Origin of the sequence: Paracoccus albicereus, assembly GCF_024359525.1 — a bacterium.
Lineage (GTDB): Bacteria > Pseudomonadota > Alphaproteobacteria > Rhodobacterales > Rhodobacteraceae > Paracoccus > Paracoccus albicereus.
Genome location: NZ_JAKZEU010000002.1, coordinates 374,890 through 398,134, shown reverse-complemented (window position 1 = coordinate 398,134; position 23,245 = coordinate 374,890). Strand labels below are relative to the sequence as shown.

Sequence of the window (23,245 nt, the reverse complement as noted above, 5' to 3'; positions counted from 1 at the left end):
GACCTTTTGAGGCGGTTCCGCGATGTCGCCGCGGTGTTGAAGATTGCTGCTTGGTCGCTTGCATTCCTTCACTCCAGCGAGAGGCTCGACGATGCCCTATTATACCGCTCTGCCCACCGGATTTATTACTCTGGACGTCGACGGCGATCCGGTTGTCGATACGAATACGAATTATTTGCTCAACACATTCGGTAATAGCGACGAGTTCGACGACTATGACGTTCCTGGCGATCAGGGCACGGGCGTCACAGTCAATCAGGGTGATCCGCTAACATTGGTCGACTCTGACGGCACCGATGGCGGCACTGACCCAAGTCAAGCCAACGTGCCGGGGACCTATCTCGGCGATGTCGTACTCGCGAACCTCAATCCCATCGTACTTGCCGGAATTACCGTGACCCTGGACCCGGTTCAGGGCGATCTGATTCAAGGTGACAATGGCGTATTCTACATGGTGACAGATGAGCCGCTGGTCCAAAACGGTATCGCTTCGCCGCAGCTGGGCCTTACGGTAAGAATTCCCGGGGTTCCGCCGCTGACACCGCCGCAGACCTTGAACCTTGATTTGGGCGCGCTCTCCGGGAACCCTTTGACCGCAGGGATCGCCGCAGGCGTACAGACGGCGCTCAACACCGCCATCATCACACTGGACGCTGACGGCACCGGCACGATCACCGTCGATGACGCACTGCCCTGCTTCACGGCTGGAACGATGATCGCGACGGCCGATGGTCCCCGTGCGGTTGACGAGTTGAAGGCCGGCGATATGGTCGTGACCAAGGACCGCGGCCTGCAGCCGATCCGCTGGATCGGCTCGCGCAAGCTGACCACACGGATGCTGGCGGCGAATCCCGGCATCCGGCCGATCCGGATCGCTGCGGGCGCCCTAGGTCACGGCAAGCCCGAGCGAGAACTTCTCGTTTCGCCCCAGCATCGCATCCTCGTCAATTCGAAGATCGCGATCAATATGTTCGGCACGTCGGAGGTGCTGGTCGCGGCAAAGCAGTTGCTCAGCCTGGACGGTGTCGATTACGCCACCGACCTGCAAGAGGTCGAGTATGTTCATTTCATGTTCGACACGCACGAAGTCGTTGTCTCGAACGGCGCGGAATCGGAGAGCCTCTATGCCGGGCCCCAAGCGCTGAAATCGCTCGACACCAATGCGCTGCGCGAACTTGTGGCGATCTTTCCCGAACTGGGTCAGCACACTCTGCAGCGCCGGCCTGCCGGTGCTCGGCGTCTTCTGACCGGCCGCGAAGGGCGCAAGCTGGCACAGCGGCACGCGACCAAGAAGCGTGAGCTCTTGGAGCTGCAACCCTGATCGCAGTCGCAGGATAACACACTCCCGCAGCGTCGGCTGCGGGAGTTTCTTTTGCGGCAAGGCAATGAAGGTCGGCCTCAGCCCCCTTCGATCAGCGCCAGCGGAACCTCGTATTCGACAGTTCCGTCGATGATCACGATCCAAGTGTCTCCTTGCAGCGCTGCCTCGGCTTCGCGGTTGGTCGCGTTGACATAGGGCTCGCCCGTCGCCGCATCCTTCATGAAGTTCATCGTGAACTGTTCGCCGTCGGGCCCTTCGACCGTGATCGACGCCTGCCCGTCCTCCATCCTCGCCGCACCGGCGGGACATTGCCCCCTGGGCTGCCCCGGTGCACCACAGGGGACCAAAGCCGACGCGTCGTAATCGTCGGTGGTGAACGGCGCGGTCGGGTTTTGGGAATCGGAGTCGGCCGCGCCGCGCTGCCAGTAGACGTAAATCGATCGATCAGGCAGCCGAAAGATCAGGCCTTGGTCGCCCAGCCCGCTTTGGCGAAAGACGCGCCGCCCCGAGGGATCGAGAAAATTCCCTGGATAGCCGGGCTCGGGTGCCAGGTCGAAGCTCGTTCCGTCATCCAGCGCAATGGTCACGCGGCCCTGAGCCTGCGAAAAGGTGCAATCGCCCGATCGCGATGCCTTGTCCTCACCGGGCGGGTAGATGTCGCAACGGGCCGTGGCACTATCCGCAGCGGCCGACAAGGGCGCAAACGCCAGAACGAAAAGCAGAAGGGACAGACGCATGACCGAAACTCCCTATGGCTGGAAGATCAGTCTAGCATGATCCCGTGCAGCCAGTCGATCAGTCGCCCGCCTGCGCGTCGGCCCGGCTTTTCCCGGCCACGTCCAGCGCCAGCGTCGCGGCCATGAAGGCGTCGAGATCGCCATCCAGCACGCCCTGCGTATCGCTGGTCTCATGGCTGGTGCGCAGGTCCTTCACCATTTGATAGGGCTGCAGTACGTAGGACCGGATCTGATTGCCCCAGCCGGCATCACCCTTGGCATCATGCTGGGCGCTGATCTCGGCGTTCCGCCGGTCCAGCTCCATCTGATACAGCCGCGATTTCAGCGCCGCCATCGCGTTGGCGCGGTTCTGGTGCTGCGACTTTTCCGAAGACGTCACGACGATCCCGGTCGGCAGGTGTGTGATCCGCACGGCCGAGTCGGTGGTGTTGACGTGCTGCCCGCCCGCGCCCGATGAGCGGTAGGTGTCGATTCGGATCTCGTTGTCCGGTACGGTGATCTCGATGTTGTCGTCGACGACCGGATAGACCCAGACCGATGAGAACGAGGTATGGCGCCGCGCCGCGCTGTCATAGGGGCTGATCCGGACCAGCCGATGGACGCCGCTTTCCGACTTCAGCCAGCCATAGGCGTTGTGTCCGCTGATCTTGTAGGCGGCACTGCGGATTCCAGCCTCTTCACCCGCGCTTTCGGCGACGAGTTCGACGTCGAAGCCCTTCTTTTCGGCCCAGCGGACATACATCCGTGCCAGCATCGATGCCCAGTCACAGCTTTCCGTGCCGCCCGCGCCCGCGTTGATTTCCAGAAATGTGTCGTTGCCGTCGGCCTCGCCGTTCAGCAGCGCCTCAAGCTCTTTCTGCGCTGCATCGGCGGCCAGCGCCTTCAGGTTCGCCTCTGCCTCGGCGACCAGCTCGGCGTCGCCTTCCTCGCCTGCAAGCTCGACCATCTCGGCGTTGGCATCCAGATCGGCCTCGATGCGGCGATAGGTATCGACCGCGTCTGCCAATGCCTGACGATCGCGCATCAGCTTTTGCGCCCGGGTCGGATCGGACCACAGATCGCCGTCCTCGATCATCGCGTTAAGCTCTTCCAGGCGGTGCGGTGCGGTCTGCCAGTCCATCCGCTGACCCAGCAAGGTCAGGGACTTGCGGATCGCCTCGATCGTGGCCTGCGTTTCTGCGCGCATCGACGGATTTCCTTGAATGGCGTGGAAACGGCTAGATAACGTGCAAGCCACCCTGTCACAAGGCCGCGCGTTGCGAGGCTAGACGTCGCCTGATAGCCGTCGCCGAACCGCCCTCTTCGGAGTTCCCATGCCGTCCGACTTTCTCGATACGCTGATCGATCCGCTGGATTCCATGTCACTTGCGACCGCCGCCGGTCGGATGGTCGCGGCGATGCTGATGGGGGCGCTTATCGGGTGGGAGCGTGAGGTGAAGCACCGCGACGCCGGGTTGCGAACGCACATGCTGATCTCGCTCGCAGCATCGCTTTTCACGCTGGTGGCCATGGAGTTGACGAGCTTCCACGCCGATCCGGACGCACCGCTGCGCTTCGACCCGTTGCGCCTGATCGAAGCCGTCACCGCAGGTGTCGCTTTCCTTGCCGCAGGGTCGATCATCATCAACGGCACGAATGTCCGCGGCGTCACCACGGGCGCGTCGATGTGGTTGTGCGGGGCAATCGGCCTTTGCTGCGGGACCGGCGACATCGTTCTGGCGACGATGGCGACGATCCTTGCGCTGATCATCCTCTGGGTCATCAGGTTGTCGATCAAACCGATCGCCAGATCCATGAATGAGGACAGCGACAAGCCGTGAGAGCGCGGTTACCGCTTAGTAAAGCCCGCCAGATGACAGGGTCCCGAAGTCTGCCTGTTTCGGGATCACCTTCTGCTGGCCTGTCGATGTCGTGACCGAAACAGACGCGTTGGACGAACCGTCCGCCTGCCAGGGCAGAGTAACATTCGTATCGCCAAAGCCAGCAACGACATAGGGCGACAGCCAGTCGGGGTCGGTTCCGTCGCGGAAATATTCTGCGATCACGTTGGCGCCGCTGGCATCATCGCTCAGTCGCTGGCCGGTGAAACGGTCGATCTTGACCCAGTGCCCACCCGGCGGGACAGCGAAGTCGGTGCCCCCGTATTTCTCGACCGCCTTCTTCATGAAGGCGTTGAACACGGGCACGCACAGCGTGCCGCCGAAAGCGTTCCGGCCAAGCGTGCGCGGCTGATCATAGCCCAGATAGCAGCCCGCGACGATGTTGCTGGAGTAACCGATGAACCAGACGTCCTTGGCGTCGTTCGTGGTCCCGGTCTTGCCCGCGATCGGCACCGGCAAGTTCACGCCTGAGCCCGAGCCGCGCTTGACCACGCCTTCCATCATCGAGGTCAGCTGATAGGCGGTGACGGCATCCATCACCCGCTCGCGGTTGCTGTCGATCACCGGGCCTTCGCCGGCGGGTAGCGCCTGCTGGCCGCAGGTCTCGCAGACCCGCTTGTCGTGGCGATAGATCGTGCGCCCGCGACGGTCTTGCACGCGGTCGACCAGCGTCGGCTCGACCCGCTCGCCGCCATTGGCGAACATTGCGTACGCCGCGACCATCTTGAACAACGTGGTTTCCTGCGCGCCGAGCGCGTTGGCCAGGAACGGCTGCAACTGGTCGTAGACGCCGAACTTCTCGGCATATTGCGCCACCAGATCCATGCCGATGTCCTGCGCGATACGGATCGTCATCAGGTTGCGCGACATCTCGATCCCGGTCCGCAGGGGCGTCGGACCATAGGTCTGCCCACTCGAATTCTTCGGCTCCCACAGGCCCGCGGGGGTGTTGATGCGGATCGGTTCGTCCACCACGATCGTCGCGGGCGTGTAGTTGTTGTCGAGCGCGGCCGCATAGACGAACGGCTTGAAGCTCGACCCCGGCTGGCGCAGGGCCTGTGTCGCGCGGTTGAAGACCGAGGACTGGTAGGAAAATCCGCCCTGCATCGCCATGACGCGGCCGGTGTTCACGTCCATCGCCATGAAGCCGCCCTGGATCTGCGGCACCTGCCGCAGCGTCCAGCGGATGAAGCTGCCGTCGCTGTCGCTGGTCATCGCGCGGACCAGGACGACATCGCCCGGCTGGACCAGATCGCCAGCGACCTGAGCGCGCGGGCCGAGGCTGCCGTCGCTGTTGCGCTTCCTTGCCCATTGCACATCCTGGGCGGGAACCCAGTGGCCGTCGCTGTCTTCCTCGATCCCCTCGATGCCGATGCGCGCGCTGCCCTCGCCCAGCGAGAGCACGACCGCCGGATACCAGCCCGGAACGTCGCGCGGCACCTCGGCCTGATACAGCGCCTCGCGCCATTCCATCTGGTCGTCCAGAACCTCGGCGGGCACGGTGACGCCGGTACCGCGCCAGACGCCGATGCCGCGATCGTAATCCTCCAGTGCCTCGCGCAACGCCTCGGCTGCGATGGTCTGCAGCTCTGGCTCGACCGTTGCGCGAATGGTCAGGCCACCGCCGAAGAATTCCTCTTCGCCGAATTCCCGGGACAGTTGGCGGCGGATTTCGTCGGTGAAGTAATCGCGCGGCGGCAGATGGTCCGAAAACGCGGGGAAATCCCCATTCTGAACAGACCGCAACGGCAGCTTCGCCTCGGCCTCGTACGTCGCCTTTTCGATAAAGCCGTTTTGCCACATCTCGCGCAGCACGTAGTTGCGCCGTTCCGTCACGCGCTCTTTCGCGCGAACGGGGTGATAGCGGCTCGGTGCCTGCGGCATCGCAGCCAGCATGGCCGCTTCGTGCGGTGCAAGGTCCGACAGCGGCTTGTTGAAATAGGTCTGAGCGGCGGCCGCCACCCCGAAGCTGTTCTGCCCCAGAAAGATCTCGTTGAGATACAACTCCAGAATCTCGTCCTTGCCCAGTGTCTGTTCCAGCCGCGTGGCGAGGATCAGTTCCTTTACCTTGCGCTCGACGTTCCGGTCGCTCGACAGCAGGAAGTTCTTCATCACCTGCTGGGTGATGGTGGACGCGCCGCGCACTTGCTCGCCGCCCGAGCGTACCGCCTGCACGATGGCCGCTGCGATGCCGCGCGGATCGTATCCCGGATGGTGGTAGAAGTTCTGGTCTTCGGCGCTGATGAACGCTTCTTTCACCAGATCGGGAATTTCCTCAATCGGTACGAAGATCCGGCGTTCCTCGGCAAATTCGTCGATCAGGCGACCTTCACCCGAATAGATGCGGCTGATCGTCTTGGGTGAATACTGCGCCAGCGTCTCATGGCTGGGCAGATCATAGGAATACATCCAGAAGATGGCGCCGATGGTCAGCGCGACAACAACGGCCGCGTTCGTCAGGGCCGAGAAGATGGTCCCGAAGAAGGATAGGATCGCGCGCAGCACCGGATGCCCCTCGTCTTTTGCCCGCCGTCTATACCGGCCAAGGCCCGACGCGTCAAAGCAACCTTGGGTGAGTTGCGGGAATTCGGCGCCTCAGCGCCGCAGAAGGGCGCGACGTGCAGAATCGTCGTTGGCCCAAGCGGCGATGGCGTCGGCGATCGTTCGGGTCATCCGCGCGCGCCAGCCCGGATCGGTCAGCCGCGCCCGGTCGCCGCTGTCGGTCAGAAACCCCAGCTCCAGCAGGACCGACGGGAAATCGGGCGCCTTCAGGACCGAAAAACGGGCGCCTTGGACCGGGCGGCGGTGCATCACGATCCCTTCCAGCGCCATGCGGGAGGTCAGAAACTTGGCAAAGTTCTTGGACCGCGGTTGGGTGTCGGTCCGCGCAACCCCCATCAGGGCCGTCGCCAGCGCATCATCGCGTCCGCCAAGGTCGATCCCGCTCAGAAGATCGTCGCGGTCATGGCGCAGCGCCAGTTGCCGCGCTGCGGAGTCGTCGTCCGTCCCGCTCCAGATATAGACGGCGGCGCCGGCCGCCTGCCCGACCGGCAGCGCGTCGGCATGCAACGAGACGAACAGGTCCGCGCCTGCTTGCCGCGCCGCCGTCATTCGCGCCTCCAACCCGACGAAACTGTCGTCCTCGCGGGTCAGGCTGACATCGATGCCACGCGCGCGCAGGGCCGAGGCGAGGCCCTGCGCAAACTCCAGCACCAGATCGGCCTCGGTCTGACCGTCCGAAATCGCACCAGGGTCGATTCCACCATGGCCTGGATCAAGCACGACCCGAAGGCGGCGATCATCGGGCGGCGGCTCGGGCGTGTCGGCTGGCGCAGGCAGATCGCGCAGCGCGTCGCCAGCCGCACCGATGCGGGGTGCGAAGGCTTCGGGCGCGACGGGCTCAAGCGCGATCTCGATCAGCGGACGGGCAGCGGCCGCGCGCAGGCTGGCACGATCGACGCGGTAGGGACCGGGCAGTTCGGCCACGATGCGCGTCCAGCCGTTGCGCATCCGCCCCCAGCGAAAGCCCGGAAGATGGTCGGCGCCGAACAGCGTGCTTGCCGGATGCCCGCCAAGATCGAGCCCGTCGAGGTCCACGACAAGCCGGGGCGGTCCGTCCAGAAGAAAGACCCGGTAAGGGATCGGACGGCTGACCGACAGACGCAATGTGAAGGGGCGGGCAACATCGCGACCGACCAGTCGCGCGACAGGGTTGGGCGAAGCGCCCATCACGATGGCAGAACCGCCCATGTCGATCTGCGCGGCTGGTGCATCCGCCCGAGCCGCAGCCGACAGCAGCAGGATCAGCCCAAGCAGCGCCGCGATCAGTCCCGGTCTCATCGCCCGGCCATGAAGTCCTGTAGACGCCGCAATCCCTCGGCGATGTCTTCGGTTGCGCGGGCGTAGGAAAAACGCAGCGTACGGCCGCCGCGCGCGGCGTCGAAATCGAGGCCCGGCGTTACCGCGACGCCGGCCTTGTCGAGGATCTCGGCGGCGAAGGCCGCGCTGTCGTCGGTGAGGTCCGAGACGTCGGCATAGACGTAGAAGGCCCCGTCCGGCGGCGCGATCCTGGTGAAGCCTGCTTTGGGCAATCCTTCCAGCATCAAGGCGCGGTTTTTCGCATAGACCGCCAGGTTGGCCTGAGCCTCATCCTCGCAGTCCAGCGCGGCAAGCGCGGCGACCTGGCTCGCATGGGGTGGGCAGATGAAGAAGTTCTGCGCCAGCCGCTCGACCGTGCGCAGATGGCTTTCAGGAACGACCATCCATCCGATCCGCCACCCGGTCATGGAAAAGTACTTGCTGAAGGAATTGATGACGAAGACGTCGTCACTGACTTCCAGCGCGGAATGGGCCCGCTCACCATAGCTGAGGCCGTGATAGATCTCGTCCGAAATCACCGACACGCCCTTGTCAGCCGCTCGATCCAGCAGGGCGCGGAGTGCGTCGAGCGACAGCATCGTGCCGGACGGATTGCCGGGTGAGGCGAGCATCATTCCGTGGACGTCGTCGGGAATCGCGTCGGGACGCGGCTGGTAGCGATCTTCCGGGCGCGTCTCGATCGTCACGGGTTCCAACGACATCGCGCGCATGATCTGACGGTAGCTCGGATAGCCCGGCGCCCCGATCGCGACCTTGTCGCCCGCATCGAACAGCGCCGAAAAGGCCAGAATGAATGCGCCGGACGAACCGGTCGTCACCACGACCCGTGCCGGGTCTAGATCGACGCCGTACCAGCGCCGGTAAAGCCCCGCGATCCCTTGCCGCAGCCGCGGCATGCCAAGTGCGACAGTGTAGCCAAGCGGCTGTTCCAATGCGCGGGCCAGCGCACGGCGCGCGCCCTCTGGCGCCGGGGTGCCGGGCTGACCGACCTCCATGTGGATGATATGACGACCGCCGGCCTCGGCTTTCGCCGCAGCCTCCATCACGTCCATGACGATGAACGGGTCGACCTGCCCGCGCCTCGATTGCCGCATCTGCTGCCCTTCGTTTTTTTTCCTGTCTAGCAAGGGCGCAGGGCAGGCTCCACCGTTTTGCGCCAATCACGCAGCCGTGTCCTTGCCATCGCGACCCGCGCCGCTAAGCTGCGCGGCGACCACGAAAGGATGCCTGATGAAAGCCCTGATCGCCGCCCTTCTGCTCAGCGCCGCTCCGGCGATGGCCTTTGATATCGACGCGATGTCCGATGACGAGAAGGCTGCCTTTGGCGAGGCGGTGCGGGAATACCTGATGGCCAATCCCGAGGTGCTGATCGAGTCGATCGGCGTTCTGGAATCGCGCAACGCCGAGAACGCGGCCGAGAACGACAAGCTTCTGGTCAGCCAGTTCCAGGACGAGATCTTCTCTGACGATCACAGTTGGGTCGGTGGCAATCCGGACGGCGACCTGACCGTGGTCGAGTTCATCGACTATCGCTGCGGGGTCTGCCGACGCTTCAACCAGGAGGTCCACGATCTGGTCGAGGCTGACGGCAACATCCGTCTGGTGATGAAGGAATTTCCGATCCTGGGACAGGACAGCGACAGTTCGGCGCGGTTTGCAGTGGCGGTCAAGCAGGAAGCGGGCGACGAGGCCTACATGAAGGCCCACGACGCGCTGATCACACTGCGCGAACCCGCGACACTGGAAAATCTGAAGGCCATCGCGGTTGATATCGGTGTCGATGCAGAGGCAGTGGTCGCGGCGATGAACACCGAAGCGGTCAGTGAGGTGCTTCGCAAGAACCATCAGTTGGCCGAGAAAATGGCAATTCAGGGCACGCCGACCTTCGTCGTCGGCGACGAATTGCTGCGCGGCGTTCCGCAGGCGGGTCTGACCGCGACCGTGAACGAAATCCGCGCGCGGCAGGAGGGCTGACGCCCTATTCTGCCGCCTCGATCGCTTCGGCTTCCAGTTTCGCGGCGCGTTCCTCGACCAGTCCGACGATGTGATCGATCATCTGGTCGTTGGTCATCTTGTGGGACTGCCGGCCGGCCAGATAGACCATGCCCGCACCTGCGCCGCCACCGGTGAAGCCGATATCGGTCATCAGCGCCTCGCCGGGGCCATTCACGACGCAGCCGATGATCGACAGCGACATCGGCGTCTTGATGTGTTCCAGCCGTTCTTCCAGAACCTCGACCGTCTTGATGACGTCGAAACCCTGCCGGGCGCAGGATGGGCAGGAGATGATCTGCACTCCGCGCGTGCGCAGGCCCAGTGACTTCAGGATCTCGAACCCGACCTTGACCTCTTGCACCGGGTCGGCCGACAAGGACACGCGGATCGTGTCGCCGATGCCCGACCAGAGCAGGTTGCCCAGACCGATCGCCGATTTCACCGTGCCGCCGACGAAGCCGCCGGCTTCGGTGATGCCCAGATGGATCGGCGCGTCCGTCGCATCGGCCAGTTGCTGATAGGCGGCCGCGGCAAGGAACACGTCGCTCGCCTTCACGCTAATTTTGAATTCGTGGAAGTCGTTGTCTTCCAGGATCTTGATGTGGTCGAGGCCGCTTTCGACCATCGCATCGGGGCACGGCTCGCCATACTTTTCCAGCAGGTGACGCTCCAGCGAGCCGGCATTCACGCCGATCCGGATGGAACAGCCATGGTCCTTCGCGGCCTTGATGACTTCGCGGACGCGCGCAGCGTCGCCGATATTGCCGGGATTGATGCGCAGGCAGGCGGCGCCCGCTTCGGCCGCCTCGATCGCGCGCTTGTAGTGGAAATGAATGTCGGCGACGATCGGGACCGGGCTTTCGCGGCAGATCTCGCGCAGTGCGCGCGTCGTGTCCTGATCCGGCGCACTGATGCGCACGATGTCGGCGCCGGCATCAGCCGCTGCGATCACCTGTGCCAGCGTCGCCTTGACGTCGTGGCCGTCGGTGTTGGTCATCGTCTGGACCGAGATCGGGGCGTCGCCCCCGACCGGCACATTGCCGACCATGATCTGGCGCGATTTGCGCCGTTCGATATTGCGCCAGGGACGGATGGGATTGTGGGTCATCGGGACCTCCGGGGTTCACGCCAGCAGATACGCCATCGGCCGACGCGGGACAACCGCACGCGCGATGGCGTGATCGTCACCAGAGGCGCAGACCGACCAGCACGTGGCGAAGCGTCTCGCGCGGAACCATGACCAGCATCGGCCCCTCCATCGTCAGCCGGACCGGGCCGGTCACACGATTGGATGTGCCCCCCGGGCCCGACGGCGCGAAGGAGATCCCCGCGATCGGCCATTCCAACCCCTCGCTGGTGCCTTGTGCCTGCCCCATCGGAAACAGCGAAAAGCGCGTCCCGTCCGGCAGATCCAGCGCCAGCGTGGGGGGACAAACGAAGACCACATCCTCGGCCGCCAGCATGATCGTCGTCGGGGCTGGCATCCGCACCATCACGTTCAGCGCGGCCAGCGTATGGTCCAGCCGGCGTCCATCAAAGCCCACCGCCAGCACGAAGCGTGCCCTAATCCGCGAGAGGCATTTCTGGAAATCGGTGCTGTCCTGTTCGGCGACGTGATGGAGCGCATCGCCCGGCAAGGCCCCGCGCGTATCATTGCCGAGCGAGTCGAAATCGCCGATGACCGCTTCGGGACGATACCCCATCGCCAAGGCCTGATCGGCGCCGCTGTCGGCCGCGACAAGATGCGGCGCGATCGCCAGCGCTTCCGCCAGATCTTCGCGGGTCACCGATCCACCGCCGATCAGCGTGACTCCGCCCTGCGTCCGCAGGACCGGCTCGCTCACCCCTCGTCCTTGCCGACGCCGGTAAAAACCCGCTTGAAGGGCAGGATCCAGATCACGCCAAGAACGACGATCACCAACAGTTCCGCCCACCAGGACAATCGGCCGAAGCGGTCGCCAAGCCAGGCCAGAAGCATCCAGGCGATGACGACGTATCCCGGCAGGCCCAGAACCAGGATGATCAGCGACAGGCGCTTGCGGGTCTTGAGGTCCATCGCCTAGTCCTCGAACGGATCGGTGACCAGGATCGTATCGTCGCGCTCCGGACTGGTCGAGAGCATCGCGACCGGGCATTGGATCAACTCTTCGATCCGGCGGACATATTTGATCGCCTCGGCGGGCAGATCGGCCCAGCTTCGTGCGCCGGCGGTCGATTCCTGCCAGCCCGGCATTTCTTCATAGACAGGGCGGACCTTGGCCTGCACGGCTGCGGCGGTCGGCAGATAATCGTAGGTCTCGCCGTCGATTTCATAGCCTGTGCAGATACGCAGGGTCTCGAACCCGTCCAGCACGTCGAGCTTGGTCAGCGCAATGCCGTTCACGCCGGAAATCGCGCAGGTTTGCCGCACCAGCACCGCGTCGAACCAGCCGCAGCGGCGCTTGCGCCCGGTGACGGTGCCGAATTCGCGGCCGCGTTCGCCCAGCCTCTGGCCGTCGTCATCATGCAGCTCGGTCGGGAACGGCCCTTCGCCCACACGTGTGGTGTAGGCCTTCACGATCCCCAGGACGAAGTCGATCGCACCCGGTCCCATACCGGTGCCGGTCGCTGCTTGCCCCGCGATCACATTCGATGAGGTGACATAGGGGTAGGTGCCGAAATCGGCGTCAAGCAGGCTGCCCTGCGCGCCCTCGAACAGGATGCGCTTTCCCGCGCGCCGCGCCTCGTTCATGGCCTTCCAGACGGGGGCCGCGTATTGCAGGATCTCCGGCGCGATGGCGCGCAGGCTTTCCAGCAAGGCATCGCGATTGATCGGGTCGAGGCCCAGTCCCGCGCGAAGCGCGTTGTGATGGACAAGTGCGCGATCGACGCGAAGCTCGAGCGTGTCGTTGTCGCCCAGATCGGCGACGCGGATCACCCGACGCCCGACCTTGTCCTCGTAGCAGGGACCGATGCCGCGACCGGTGGTGCCGATCCGCGCGACGGAATTCTGCGCCTCGCGCGCGCGGTCCAGTTCACCGTGGAAAGGCAGGATCAGCGGCGTGTTTTCCGCCACCATCAGCGTTTCGGGCGTGATCTCGACACCCTGTTCGCGGATCGCCGCGATCTCCTTGACCAGATGCCAGGGGTCCAGCACGACACCGTTGCCGATGACGGACAGCTTGCCGCCGCGCACCACGCCCGAAGGCAGCGCATTCAGCTTGAAGACCTCGCCACCGATGACCAGCGTATGGCCCGCATTGTGGCCGCCCTGAAACCGCGCAATCACGTCGGCGCGCTCGCTCAGCCAGTCGACGATCTTGCCCTTGCCCTCGTCGCCCCATTGCGCGCCGACCACCACGACATTGGCCATCCTGACTTCCTTCTTCTGGTGCGTGACATGCCGGCCGTCCGTCTAGCCGAAGCGGTGGCGGGGATAAAGGGTCAGCGCGGTAGGACCGCGACAGCGCCCGGAAATGCGGGGGCCGGACCCAGCACCTGCCCGGCAAGCCTGGTCTCACCATCCGCAAAGTCGATACGAAGCCGGATCGCGCCGTCGGGCACAGGCGGATCGCCCTCATCGGCTTCAGCCGCGCTTGCCAGCCCGTTCAGCACGCCGCCAGCCAGCCCCACCGCCATCGGCGGTATCAAGCCGGCATCCGCGGCGGTTCCCAGAAAACCCTCGGCATCGGAGGTGTCTATCAGCAGCGTGCCATCGGTCAGACCGGTCGGTCCGGACCGCAGGTCGCCGCGCAGGATCGCCTGAAGTTCCCCGAAGCGCAGCGTGAGCCCCTGGCTTTGCACGGCCACGGGCGCGACAGGTTGCCGGGTCGCCTCATCACCAAGCCAGAACCCGCGTGCGGGTGCATCTGTCAAATAGAGACGCGCCTTACCCTCGGCCGAGACGGCCTGCGTCAGGATCGGCGGCACCGCAAGACCGAGCATCGTCAGTGCTGCGGGCTGCGCGTTAGCAATCTCCATGGTTATGTCGTAGGCGGCCATGGCGCCGCGCGGCGCCCCGGCGCCTCGCGAGCTCAGCTCGGCGCGGATCGAAGCAGGACCAAGCGCCGGCTGACCATCGAGCGACAGGCTGGTGAGGGAGATCGAAGCGTCGTGCAGCGCGAAGCCGCTTAGCGGTGCGTAGTGGACGTAACCCTTGGCATCGGGCAGTTCCACCTCGACCACACGCTCCGGAAGCGTGATCTCGGCCTCGGTCGAAGGCCGTGCCCATATCTTCTGCGGACGCCATGGCGCCGCCCAAAGGTCGATCGACCCGAGCGTCAGCTCCCCACCCTGCCCTTCGATCAGCGGCTTTTCGACTCTGACGCCGAAGCGCGACGGCTCGCGCAGCGGCGTGACTTCCGCAGCAGCCACTGATGGATCATCCTCGACCCCGCGCGCGATCTGGCGCGCCAGCCAGGTTTCGCCACCGAGCCAGGCAGCGACCACGAGGATCGCAAGAATAATCAGCACAGACAGAAGTCTTCGCAAGAAAGTCAGCCCCGCAGCCCTTGGAACGGCGGACATGCTGGCGTAATTTGGAGGCGTGCGAAAGGGCGAAGGCATGCAGACGGTTTCCTGGGTATTCGGATACGGCTCCCTGATGTGGGATCCCGGCTTCGACCCTGCCGAGACGGTCGTGGCGCGTCTGGACGGTTACTCGCGCAGCTTCTGCATGCGGTCGATCCAGTATCGCGGCACGCCCGAGACCCCGGGCCTGGTCCTCGCGCTGGATGCCGAACCGGACGCCCATTGCACCGGTCTGGCGCTGCGGATCCCGGATGGCCAGCACGATGAGGTTCGCGCCTATCTTCTGGACCGTGAAATGACGCACAACGCTTATGTCGAAACGATCGTGGATGTCGCTCTGTCGGACGGACGCAGCGTTTCGGCGCTGACCTACGTGATGCGGCGCGACCACGATCAATACGCAGGCCGTCTGTGCGCGAAGGAACAGGCCGACATCATCTCTCGCGCGCATGGATTGCGCGGCGCCAACGCGGAATATCTGTTCAACACGGCACGACATCTGGCGCAGATCGGCGTGGCCGACCGCGTGATGGACGGCTTGTCGGACGATGTGCGGCGCCTTCTGGGCGACGCCGGCGCCGCGACCGGGACCCGGCAGGGCTGATCCCGACGAAGGCTGCGCTTGGCAAGGATGCGCCGCCCTCCTACACTTCGCCGTGAATGGTTCGCAGGAGCGGAGGGACCCATCGCTTGAGCACGCCGACCGATCCCCCGAACGACGAGATGGGCGCCGCGCGGCCCCACGGCCCGGCCGATCCGGCAACACGGACCAAGCGGCCGCCCCGCATCGTCGCCGCGCGCGCTGCCAGCGCCGCGATCGCCGAGCAGCCGCGCTTCACGCAGCCGGTGCGGCAGGTCGTGATGATGCTGGTTGTGCTGGCCCTGGTCGTCGCGGGCGGCTGGCTGGCCTACGGACGCATCCTGCCGATCTTTCTGGCCAACCGCTGGCTGAACGGACTGATCCTCGCCGTCTTCGTGCTGGGCGTTCTGGCCTGCTTCTGGCAGGTCTGGCAGCTAATCAATTCGGTCAGCTGGATCGAGCGTTTCGCCGCGCGCAGGCGTGCCGCCGCCGAAAAGGGCGTCGCGGCACGAAGCGAAGCGGATGGCGACACCGCCCCGCGCCTTCTGGCACCACTTGCCGCGATGCTGGGCGCACGCGGTCCCGTCGGCGGCGTCATTTCGACCGGGTCGGCCCGATCCATCCTGGAATCCGTCGCCACCCGGATCGAGGAATTGCGCGACATCACGCGCTATCTGGCCAATCTGCTGATCTTCCTTGGCCTTCTGGGGACCTTCTACGGTCTTGCGACCACCATCCCTGCCGTGGTCGAGACGATCCGCGCCCTTGCGCCGACCGAAGGCGAAAGCGGGATCGAGGTCTTCAGCCGGATGATGACCGGGTTGGAGACGCAATTGGGCGGCATGTCCACCGCGTTCTCATCCTCGCTTCTGGGACTTGCCGGTTCGCTCGTCGTGGGCCTGCTGGAACTGTTCGCGACCCACGGCCAGAACCGCTTCTATCGCGAACTGGAAGAATGGATGTCGGGCTTCACCCGCGTCAGCCTTGCCGCGTCGGATGGCGACGGTATGGATCAGGCGGCGATGGGTGGCTTCATCGAGCATCTGGCGACGCAGATGGAGCGGTTGCAGTTGTTTCACGCCGAGCGGGACGCCTTGCGCGACGAGGCGGCGGCGATGGCGGACGAACGTGTCGTGGTCATGGCAGAGGCGATCGAGGCGCTGGCGCGTCAGGTCGAATCGGAACGCGAGGCGACGGTGGCGCGCGCGGTCGGTCTGACCCAGGCGATCAACCGCATGGCTGACGGGCAGGAACGCGTCGTTATGGGGCAGGACCGGATGCTGCGCCTGGCCGAGGACCAATCGGCTGCGGCGCCTAACCGTGCCACGGACCTTGCCGGGATCGAGAGCGCGCTGAACCGCATCGCCACAGATCTGAACGATGGGCGTGCGGAGATGTTGGCCGATCTGCGCGCGGATATCTTGGTTCTGACTCGCGCCGTGCGGGCGCATCGTTTCGGCGATCCGTTCCGCGATGACCTGCTGGACAACCCCGAGGGTCATCCCAAGAACGGCGGCCGCTGAGATGGCACTGAACCGAGGCAGCAACCGGTTCGCGACCAACATCTGGCCGGGTTTCGTCGACGCGATGACGACACTTCTGCTGGTTCTGACTTTCGTTCTGACAATCTTTACCATCATGCAATCGGTGCTTCGCGACCAGATCACCGATCAGGACACGACGATCGCGACTCAGACCGAACAGATCGCCGCGCAGGCCACCGCGATCGAGACGCAAGAGGCACGGCTGTCCCGGCTTGGCGATCAGGTGGCAAGCCTGAGCGCGGCGCTGACCGCTTCGGAAGATCGCGAGACGAGGCTGGAGGCCGACCTGACGTCCGAACGCGCGCGGGCGGATGAACTGGACCAGAACCTCGCCACCGCCGAACAGGAAGCACGGGACCGTGCCGCGCGGATCGCGCGGATGAACCAGGATCTGGAAGCCAGCCAGTCCCAGCTTGCCGCGCGCAATCAGGAACTGAGCGAAGCGCGTTCCCGGCTGACGGATTTCGAGGCCGAGGTGGCGGCGCTGCTGGCGGCGCGAGAGGATGACAGGTCGGCCGCGGCAACGACGCTTGCCGACACACAGGCCCGGCTCGACGCGGCAGAGGATCGCGCCTCGGCCGCGGAGCTCGCCGTCGCCTCGGCGCGCGCCGAGATCGATGCGCAGGCGGAAGCCGCGCGTCTCGCGGCGGCCCGGCGCGAGGCGCTGCAGGCCCTGATCGCCGACCTGCGTGCCCAAGGCTCGGGCGCCGCCGCCGATCAGCGAGCCCTGGCCGCGCAGGCTGCCGAGGCACAGGAGGCGCTGGCCGCGACCGAAGGACGATTGACCGACGCGCAAGCCGCACTTTCTGAAGCGGAAGCGGCGCGATTGACCGAGGCCGAGGCAGCAAGGGCGCTGCGCGAACGGCTTGAAAAAGCCGACAGCGAACTGACCGCGATGACGCTGGCGCTGGAGGAAAGCCGCAGGAAAGCCGAGGAGACGCTGACCTTGCTGGCTGCGGCCGAAAGCGCGCGGGACGATCTTCGCGCCGAAGCCGAAACCGCCACGACCGAGCGCGCCACCGAAGCGCAACGGGATGCTGCCCTGCTCGCGACCGCGCGCGAAGAATTGGCCCAGCAGGAGGAGATGTCGGCGGCCAGCCAGCGCCGGGTCGCGCTGCTGAACGAACAGGTCGCCTCGCTGACGGCGCAGCTGGGATCGTTGCAGGCGGTGCTTGAGACGGCGGGCGACGAACAGCAGGAGGCCGAACTGAAGGTCGCCGAACTGGGCCAACAGCTGAACGCCGCGCTGCTGCGCACGGCCGAGGAACGCCAGCGCAGGCTTGCCCTCGAAGAGGAAGCCCGTGGCGCCGCCGAGGCAGAGGCCCGCGATCTGGCGCGCTACCGTTCCGAATTCTTCGGTCGCCTGTCGCAGATCCTTCAGGGTCGCCAAGGCGTTCAGGTCGTCGGCGACCGTTTTGTCTTCGACAGCGAAGTGTTGTTCCAGCCGGGCGAGGCCAGCCTGTCCGATGCCGGACGCAGCCAGATCGCCAGCGTCGCGGACATGCTGTCCGGTATTGCTTCGGACATCCCGGATGATATCGACTGGATCATCCGTGTCGACGGTCACACCGACGACGTGCCGTTGTCCGGGACCGGCCGCTATCGCGACAACTGGGAGCTTAGCCAGGCCCGTGCGCTGGCAGTGGTCCGCTACATGATCGATGATCTGGACTTCCCTCGCGCGCGGGTCGCGGCCACGGGCTTTGCCGACACGCGCCCGGTCGATCCCGCCGACACGCCCGAGGCGCGGGCAAAGAACCGCCGGATCGAACTGAAGCTGACCGAACGCTAGATTTGGCCGCCGCTTACCGTTGTCTTGGCCCCATCCCGAAACTAGATATCGGTCATGGCGCCTGCACCCCTCAACATGATGAAGCTTTGCGTCGGCTGCGATTCGCCGGACGAGCTTGCGGCCGTTCAGGCGCAGCGCTTCGGTGCCGACCCGGCCCGGCACATCACCCGGATGTGGCCTAAACGCGAAGGCGAGTTGCTGGATGGCGGCTCGATCTATTGGGTCTTCAAGGGTGTGATGATGGCGCGGCAGCGCATCCTGCGCCTGGACGAGCGTATGGGCGACGACGGTATTCGCCGCTGCGCACTGATCCTTGACCGCGACCTGATCCGCACCACCGCCGTACCGCGCCGCCCGTTTCAGGGCTGGCGTTATCTCAAGGGAGACGAGGCGCCGCTGGACCTGCCAAAGGGTCGCGAACGCGAAGAGCCTCTGCCCGCCAAGGTCGCGGCGCAACTGGCCGAAATGGGGCTGATCTAGTCCGGTTCAATCGCGCGGCAGAAGCCGCCGAGCCATGAAGCGGGCCATCATCACCGACAGCAAGATCCGGACAACGTGATGTGCGCTGACATAGACGACCCCCATGTTCAGCGACAGCGCGATCAGCGACATCTCTGCCAGCCCGCCTGGCGCGAAGGCCAAAAAGACGGCCTGTGGAGGCAATTCGACCGTCGCCGACAGGGCCGCTGCGACAGCGGCCGCCAGCACCAGCACCAGGCCGGTATTCATCACGGATAACCGGAAGCCCGCCCATAGATCCTGTCGCGACATGCCCGCGAAGCGGACGCCAAGCGCCGTTCCGATCACGACCTGCGTGGCCGCGATCAGCCAACTTGGTGGCGCACCCTCAACCACGCCGGTCAGATGAAGCGCGCCGGACAACAGGATCGGCCCGGTGATCCATGGTGCGGGAAAGGACAGCCTCAGCGCGGCCAGCGTTCCGACGAGTCCGGCCAGAAGCAGGATCAACAACTGACCCGGCCCGTGCGCGCCGCCCCCGCCCATTACCGCCCCACCGGCCGAGCCGACGGCATGTCCGGTCAGCAGCGTGAAACCCAAAGGCACGAAGACGATCACCAGGATCAGGCGCAGGAATTGTAGGACGGTCAGGATACGGATGTCGGCGCCGCGCTCCGCCCCCATTTCGACCGCCTCGATCAGACCGCCCGGCAATGTCCCGAAAAAGGCCGTCACGCGGTCCAGAGAGCCGACCTTTTCGGTGAGTCGAAAGCAGAGGAAATGAACGGCGGGCACAAACAGGACCAGCGCCAGCAGCGACGTCCACCATTCCGGGATCTCACGCAGGATCGCAGGGGTGAAGTTCGCGCCGATGGCGACGCCGATCACCGGCACGAAGAAGGTCCGCAGCATCGGCCAGACCTGAACAGGATGACCCATCGGCCGCCATCCCGACAGCGCCAGGGCGGCGACGGTCAACAGCGACCCCATCAGCCAGCCCAGCGGAAGGTTCAGCCGATGAGCCACGGCGCCACCCAATCCGGCAAGCGTCAGGGTCAGCGCGATGGTCGGATTGTGAAAGCCCTGCGGCAATCGGATTCGGGGAAACAGCATGACGGTTCTTATGCACCCGCCCGGCCTGCGCGCAACCAGCCTTGACGCCTGACAGGCCAATCGGATAGGCCATTTCCGACGCGGGTGTAGCTCAATGGTAGAGCAGCAGCTTCCCAAGCTGAATACGAGGGTTCGATTCCCTTCACCCGCTCCAGCTTATCCCTGCAATATCAGTAAATTGCGCAAATTCGCTGTGTATCAGCCGCGCATCAAAGATTGATCGATCTCTCGGTGCTCTTCGATCGCAGCCAGAACCGATTTCGCGGCGCGCAATCCAGGTGGCTCGCCGTTTCGGCCAAGCCGGTCCATGGTCACCTTCATTGCAGCGACCTGTGCAGCGCGTCCGGCGCCGTCCTGCAACAGTTCAAGTAAAGGTGGCGCCATCAGGTCGGGCCGGCAACGACGCGCAATGAATTCGGGCACGGCGCGGGTCTCGCTGACCAAATTGACCAACGTCACCGTCGGCGTCTTCACCATCGCGCCGATGATGATCCGGCTGAGCGGCGCCATGTCGTAGCCGATCACCATCGGCACATCGTTCGCTGCCAGATCGAGGCTGACGGTGCCGGATGCCGCCAGCGCCGCGTCGCCCGCCGCGAAAGCCCCGCGACGCGCCTGTGCGTTCTCGACGACGATAGGACTGGTCGGCCAGTTGGCGACCATCGCGCAGACATCGGCCGCAACATGCGCGACCGTCGGGATGGCGACGCGCAAGTCAGGGATCTCTCTGGCGACGCGGTCAAGCGTCGCGCCGAAGCGTGGACCAAGCCGCGCAACCTCTCCGCGACGCGAGCCGGGCAGACACAGGACCAGCGGCGCATCGCCGATGCCGTTCTCGGACCGGAATGCCCGTGCTTCCGAAGGGGTCGCGACCGGCATCGACACGACGGGATGGCCGACGAAATCGCAGGTCATCCCCGCCGCCTCCATGAACGGCGGCTCGAAAGGCAAAAGGGCCAGAACGTGATCGATCACCTGTGCCATCTTCGCCGCGCGTCCGGGCCGCCAGGCCCAGACTGATGGGGCGACGTAATGGATGGTGCGCAGGTTGGGCTTGATCGCGCGGGCGGCGCGAGCGACCCGCAGGCAGAAATCGGGGCTGTCGATGGTGATCAGTGCATCAGGCTCGGCGGCCGCCACCGCCCTGGCGGTCTCGGCGATCCGCCGCTTCAGGTGGAGGTACTTGGGCGCGATCTCCCACAGCCCCATCAGCGACAGTTCCTGCATCGGAAAGCGGCTGCGCAGGCCCTCGCCCTCCATCGCGGGGCCACCGATCCCGTCGAAGGCAGCGTCCGGCCGCAACTCTTTCAATCCGCTCATCAGCGCCGCGCCAAGCGCGTCGCCAGACGGCTCACCGGCGATCAGGAAGAACCTCAACGCGCCCACAGGAACAGGCCGGCCGCCTCGGCGCGGCGAATCGTCTCGTCGCGATCCAGCAAGATGACGCCACCGGCCTGCCAGGCAATCCCGGCCAGTCGCGCCGCGACGGCCTGATCGATCGTGTCCGGTCCGATCGTGGGCAGGTCGACGCGCCGGTCCTGCCCGGCCTTCGGCGCCTTGTAGAATACGCCGCCGCCCGAACCGTGGCGGGCCACGAAGTCCAGCATCGCTTCGGTCCCCGGCAGCGTTTCAAGCGCCAGACACAGACCACGCGCAACAACGACCCCCTGTCCGATATCGAGCGGCCCGGTGCTTTCAAGGATCTCGGATGCGCGCGCGGCATCGGTCTTGTGCTGCGCATCCGGCTCGCCGCAAAGGACACCCATGGCGGGGATCAGGTCGGGTGCGACATCCTGAACACCAACGACGCCAAGGCCGCTTTCCTCGAAGATGTCCAGCAACGCACGCAGCGCCGCGTCATCACCCGACCGGATCGCAGTCAGCATCCGGGGCACCAGTTGCGCGGTTGCCGGATCGAAGGCTTCGGGGTCGAGCTTCGGGCGTTGCACAGCGCCGGCAAAGAGGACGCGCGTCACGCCGATTTCGGCCAGATGGTCCAGAAACGGGATCAGCCGTTCAAGCCGGAAGCTGCCTGCCTTCATCTCGGGCGCAAAACCCTCCAGCGCGAAAACCGGCGCGTCGGGCATCCTGTGGGCGAGGATGAGGGCAAGGCGTCCCTGCCCTGCGATGATCGCTGTCCGGGTCATGCAGGCCGCGGCGTCAGGAACGAGCGGTCGGACGGGCCGAGGATGAAATCCAGCACTTCACGCTCCATTTCGGTCAACTGCCTCTGCTCGGCCGCGCGTTCGCGGGCGGATTCGCGAAACGAACCCTTGCCAAGCGCGCCGACCAGATCGCGCAGCCCGGCGATTTCCGTTCGCGATGCGCCGCGCCTGCGCAGTCCGACCAGGTTCAACCCGTCCAGATGCCCGCGCGGACCCTGAACAAGACCGAAGGGGATCACGTCGGCGGTCACCATCGTGACGGCGCCGATCATCGCCCCGCGTCCGATCCGCACCCATTGATGGACGCCCGACAACCCCCCGACGATCACGTCGTCGCCCAGATGGCAATGCCCCGCGACCGAAGCGTTGTTGACGAGGATCACCCGGTCGCCGATCTGGCAATCATGGGCGACATGGCTGCCGGCCATGTAAAGCCCGTCGTCGCCCACGCGCGTCACGCCGCCGCCACCCCCGGTCCCCGGATTCATCGTGACGTATTCGCGGATGCGGTTTCTTGCGCCGATTTCCAGCCGGACATCCTCGCCGCGGAACTTCAGGTCCTGCGGGATCTCGCCGATCGTGGCAAAGGGAAACACCACCGTCTCTTCGCCGATCGTCGTGTGACCTGTGACGACGACGTGGGACTTCAGGATCACCCGGGGCGCAAGCCTGACCTGCGGACCGACGACGCAGAAAGGGCCGATCTCGCAATCGGCCCCGATCTCCGCCCCGCTCTCGATCACCGCGCTCGGGTGAATCCTCGGTTCAGCCATCGGCCTTCAGGTCCATCATCGCCGCGTATTCCGCCGTGCAGCACAGCTGGCCGTCGACCAGCGCCTTGCCTTCGAACTTCCAGACGCGACCGCCCGGACGCTTGACCGTGCAATGCAGCTCAAGCACATCGCCGGGGACGACCATGCGACGGAACTTGCAGTTGTCGATGGTCATGAAGAACGTGTTCAGCGGCTGATCGATGATCCCCAGCGACACGCCGACGACGATGGCCGAGGTCTGCGCCATCGCCTCGACAATGGTCACGCCCGGCATGATCGGCATATCCGGGAAATGTCCCTGAAAGTGCGGCTCGTTGGCGGTGACGTTCTTGATCCCGACGGCCCCCTCGTAGGGCACGATGTCGCGCACCTTGTCGATCAGCAGGAACGGGTAGCGGTGGGGGATGATCCGCTTGATGAGGCTCAGATCGGCCTCGGAGACGGGGGTGGATTCCGGCTGGGTATCGGCCATCTGGCTTCCTTGCGACCATGTTTATG

The 23,245-nt window shown here is 65.2% G+C and carries 22 protein-coding genes and 1 tRNA gene; 8 read left to right on the top strand and 15 right to left on the bottom strand.

The window, feature by feature from the left end; genetic code table 11:
• Positions 1–43: 43 nt before the first annotated feature.
• Positions 44–1,321 (top strand): Hint domain-containing protein, encoded by a 1,278-nt coding sequence (locus MLD63_RS05510; RefSeq protein ID WP_255328889.1) that lies wholly within the window; start codon positions 44–46, stop codon positions 1,319–1,321.
• Positions 1,322–1,398: 77 nt separating this feature from the next.
• Here the strand turns inward: MLD63_RS05510 and MLD63_RS05505 are convergent, their stop codons facing one another.
• Together MLD63_RS05505 and prfB are read right to left on the bottom strand one after the other, a co-directional pair.
• Positions 1,399–2,058: a hypothetical protein gene (locus MLD63_RS05505; RefSeq protein ID WP_255328888.1), complete on the bottom strand. Its 660-nt coding sequence runs from the start codon at positions 2,056–2,058 to the stop codon at positions 1,399–1,401.
• Positions 2,059–2,116: 58 nt separating this feature from the next.
• The gene (prfB, locus tag MLD63_RS05500; RefSeq protein WP_255328887.1) at positions 2,117–3,244 is read right to left on the bottom strand and encodes a peptide chain release factor 2; all 1,128 of its coding nucleotides are present in this window, start codon (positions 3,242–3,244) and stop codon (positions 2,117–2,119) included.
• A gap of 127 nt (positions 3,245–3,371) precedes the next feature.
• Between prfB and MLD63_RS05495 the strand changes: the two genes are divergently transcribed.
• Positions 3,372–3,878 (top strand): MgtC/SapB family protein, encoded by a 507-nt coding sequence (locus tag MLD63_RS05495; protein ID WP_255328886.1) that lies wholly within the window; start codon positions 3,372–3,374, stop codon positions 3,876–3,878.
• A gap of 15 nt (positions 3,879–3,893) precedes the next feature.
• Here the strand turns inward: MLD63_RS05495 and MLD63_RS05490 are convergent, their stop codons facing one another.
• From MLD63_RS05490 to MLD63_RS05480, 3 genes are all read right to left on the bottom strand, one after another.
• Complete coding sequence (locus MLD63_RS05490; RefSeq protein WP_255328885.1) at positions 3,894–6,443, bottom strand: penicillin-binding protein 1A; 2,550 nt, start codon at positions 6,441–6,443, stop codon at positions 3,894–3,896.
• 90 nt (positions 6,444–6,533) lie between these two features.
• Positions 6,534–7,778 (bottom strand): N-acetylmuramoyl-L-alanine amidase, encoded by a 1,245-nt coding sequence (locus MLD63_RS05485; protein ID WP_255328884.1) that lies wholly within the window; start codon positions 7,776–7,778, stop codon positions 6,534–6,536.
• On the bottom strand, positions 7,775–8,911 hold the full coding sequence (locus MLD63_RS05480; protein ID WP_255328883.1) for a pyridoxal phosphate-dependent aminotransferase: 1,137 nt from the start codon (positions 8,909–8,911) through the stop codon (positions 7,775–7,777). Before MLD63_RS05480 ends, MLD63_RS05485 begins: the two co-directional genes overlap by 4 nt.
• 136 nt (positions 8,912–9,047) lie before the next feature.
• On the opposite strand from MLD63_RS05480, the gene MLD63_RS05475 reads away from it, so the two are divergent.
• The gene (locus tag MLD63_RS05475; protein WP_255328882.1) at positions 9,048–9,791 is read left to right on the top strand and encodes a DsbA family protein; all 744 of its coding nucleotides are present in this window, start codon (positions 9,048–9,050) and stop codon (positions 9,789–9,791) included.
• Positions 9,792–9,795: 4 nt separating this feature from the next.
• Here MLD63_RS05475 and ispG read toward each other — a convergent pair whose 3' ends face one another.
• From ispG to MLD63_RS05450, 5 genes are all read right to left on the bottom strand, one after another.
• Positions 9,796–10,920 (bottom strand): flavodoxin-dependent (E)-4-hydroxy-3-methylbut-2-enyl-diphosphate synthase, encoded by a 1,125-nt coding sequence (gene ispG, locus MLD63_RS05470; RefSeq protein ID WP_255328881.1) that lies wholly within the window; start codon positions 10,918–10,920, stop codon positions 9,796–9,798.
• A gap of 76 nt (positions 10,921–10,996) precedes the next feature.
• Complete coding sequence (locus MLD63_RS05465) at positions 10,997–11,656, bottom strand: thiamine diphosphokinase (protein ID WP_255328880.1); 660 nt, start codon at positions 11,654–11,656, stop codon at positions 10,997–10,999.
• Positions 11,653–11,868: a DUF2842 domain-containing protein gene (locus MLD63_RS05460; protein WP_255328879.1), complete on the bottom strand. Its 216-nt coding sequence runs from the start codon at positions 11,866–11,868 to the stop codon at positions 11,653–11,655. The genes MLD63_RS05465 and MLD63_RS05460 overlap by 4 nt, the downstream gene beginning before the upstream one ends.
• A gap of 3 nt (positions 11,869–11,871) precedes the next feature.
• Positions 11,872–13,164: an adenylosuccinate synthase gene (locus MLD63_RS05455; protein ID WP_255328878.1), complete on the bottom strand. Its 1,293-nt coding sequence runs from the start codon at positions 13,162–13,164 to the stop codon at positions 11,872–11,874.
• 71 nt (positions 13,165–13,235) lie between these two features.
• A complete protein-coding gene (locus tag MLD63_RS05450; RefSeq protein WP_255328877.1) occupies positions 13,236–14,264 on the bottom strand; it encodes a DUF2125 domain-containing protein in 1,029 nt (342 codons plus the stop codon).
• Between the two features lie 91 nt (positions 14,265–14,355).
• Between MLD63_RS05450 and MLD63_RS05445 the strand changes: the two genes are divergently transcribed.
• From MLD63_RS05445 to MLD63_RS05430, 4 genes are all read left to right on the top strand, one after another.
• Entirely contained in the window at positions 14,356–14,925 is a 570-nt protein-coding gene (locus MLD63_RS05445; protein ID WP_255328876.1) for a gamma-glutamylcyclotransferase, read from the top strand.
• A 257-nt stretch (positions 14,926–15,182) separates the two neighbouring features.
• A complete protein-coding gene (locus MLD63_RS05440) occupies positions 15,183–16,424 on the top strand; it encodes a biopolymer transporter ExbB (protein ID WP_255329506.1) in 1,242 nt (413 codons plus the stop codon).
• 1 nt (position 16,425) lies between these two features.
• Entirely contained in the window at positions 16,426–18,237 is a 1,812-nt protein-coding gene (locus tag MLD63_RS05435; protein ID WP_255328875.1) for a peptidoglycan -binding protein, read from the top strand.
• Positions 18,238–18,291: 54 nt separating this feature from the next.
• On the top strand, positions 18,292–18,717 hold the full coding sequence (locus MLD63_RS05430) for a DUF1489 family protein (protein ID WP_255328874.1): 426 nt from the start codon (positions 18,292–18,294) through the stop codon (positions 18,715–18,717).
• A 6-nt stretch (positions 18,718–18,723) separates the two neighbouring features.
• On the opposite strand, the gene MLD63_RS05425 is transcribed toward MLD63_RS05430, so the two are convergent.
• Positions 18,724–19,809 carry an AbrB family transcriptional regulator gene (locus MLD63_RS05425; protein WP_255328873.1) on the bottom strand — a complete coding sequence of 362 codons (1,086 nt, stop codon included), beginning with the start codon at positions 19,807–19,809 and terminating at the stop codon, positions 18,724–18,726.
• A gap of 80 nt (positions 19,810–19,889) precedes the next feature.
• On the opposite strand from MLD63_RS05425, the gene MLD63_RS05420 reads away from it, so the two are divergent.
• Positions 19,890–19,963, top strand: a tRNA-Gly gene (locus tag MLD63_RS05420).
• A gap of 44 nt (positions 19,964–20,007) precedes the next feature.
• On the opposite strand, the gene lpxB is transcribed toward MLD63_RS05420, so the two are convergent.
• Genes lpxB through fabZ form a run of 4 tightly spaced genes read right to left on the bottom strand, consistent with a single transcriptional unit; the run spans position 20,008 to position 23,219 of the window.
• Positions 20,008–21,186: a lipid-A-disaccharide synthase gene (gene lpxB / locus MLD63_RS05415; RefSeq protein ID WP_255328872.1), complete on the bottom strand. Its 1,179-nt coding sequence runs from the start codon at positions 21,184–21,186 to the stop codon at positions 20,008–20,010.
• The gene (locus MLD63_RS05410) at positions 21,183–21,956 is read right to left on the bottom strand and encodes an LpxI family protein (protein ID WP_255328871.1); all 774 of its coding nucleotides are present in this window, start codon (positions 21,954–21,956) and stop codon (positions 21,183–21,185) included. The genes lpxB and MLD63_RS05410 overlap by 4 nt, the downstream gene beginning before the upstream one ends.
• Positions 21,953–22,747, bottom strand: a complete 795-nt coding sequence (gene lpxA / locus MLD63_RS05405) for an acyl-ACP--UDP-N-acetylglucosamine O-acyltransferase (RefSeq protein WP_255328870.1) — start codon at positions 22,745–22,747, stop codon at positions 21,953–21,955. The genes MLD63_RS05410 and lpxA overlap by 4 nt, the downstream gene beginning before the upstream one ends.
• Positions 22,740–23,219 (bottom strand): 3-hydroxyacyl-ACP dehydratase FabZ, encoded by a 480-nt coding sequence (gene fabZ / locus MLD63_RS05400; protein WP_255328869.1) that lies wholly within the window; start codon positions 23,217–23,219, stop codon positions 22,740–22,742. Before fabZ ends, lpxA begins: the two co-directional genes overlap by 8 nt.
• Positions 23,220–23,245 lie beyond the last annotated feature (26 nt).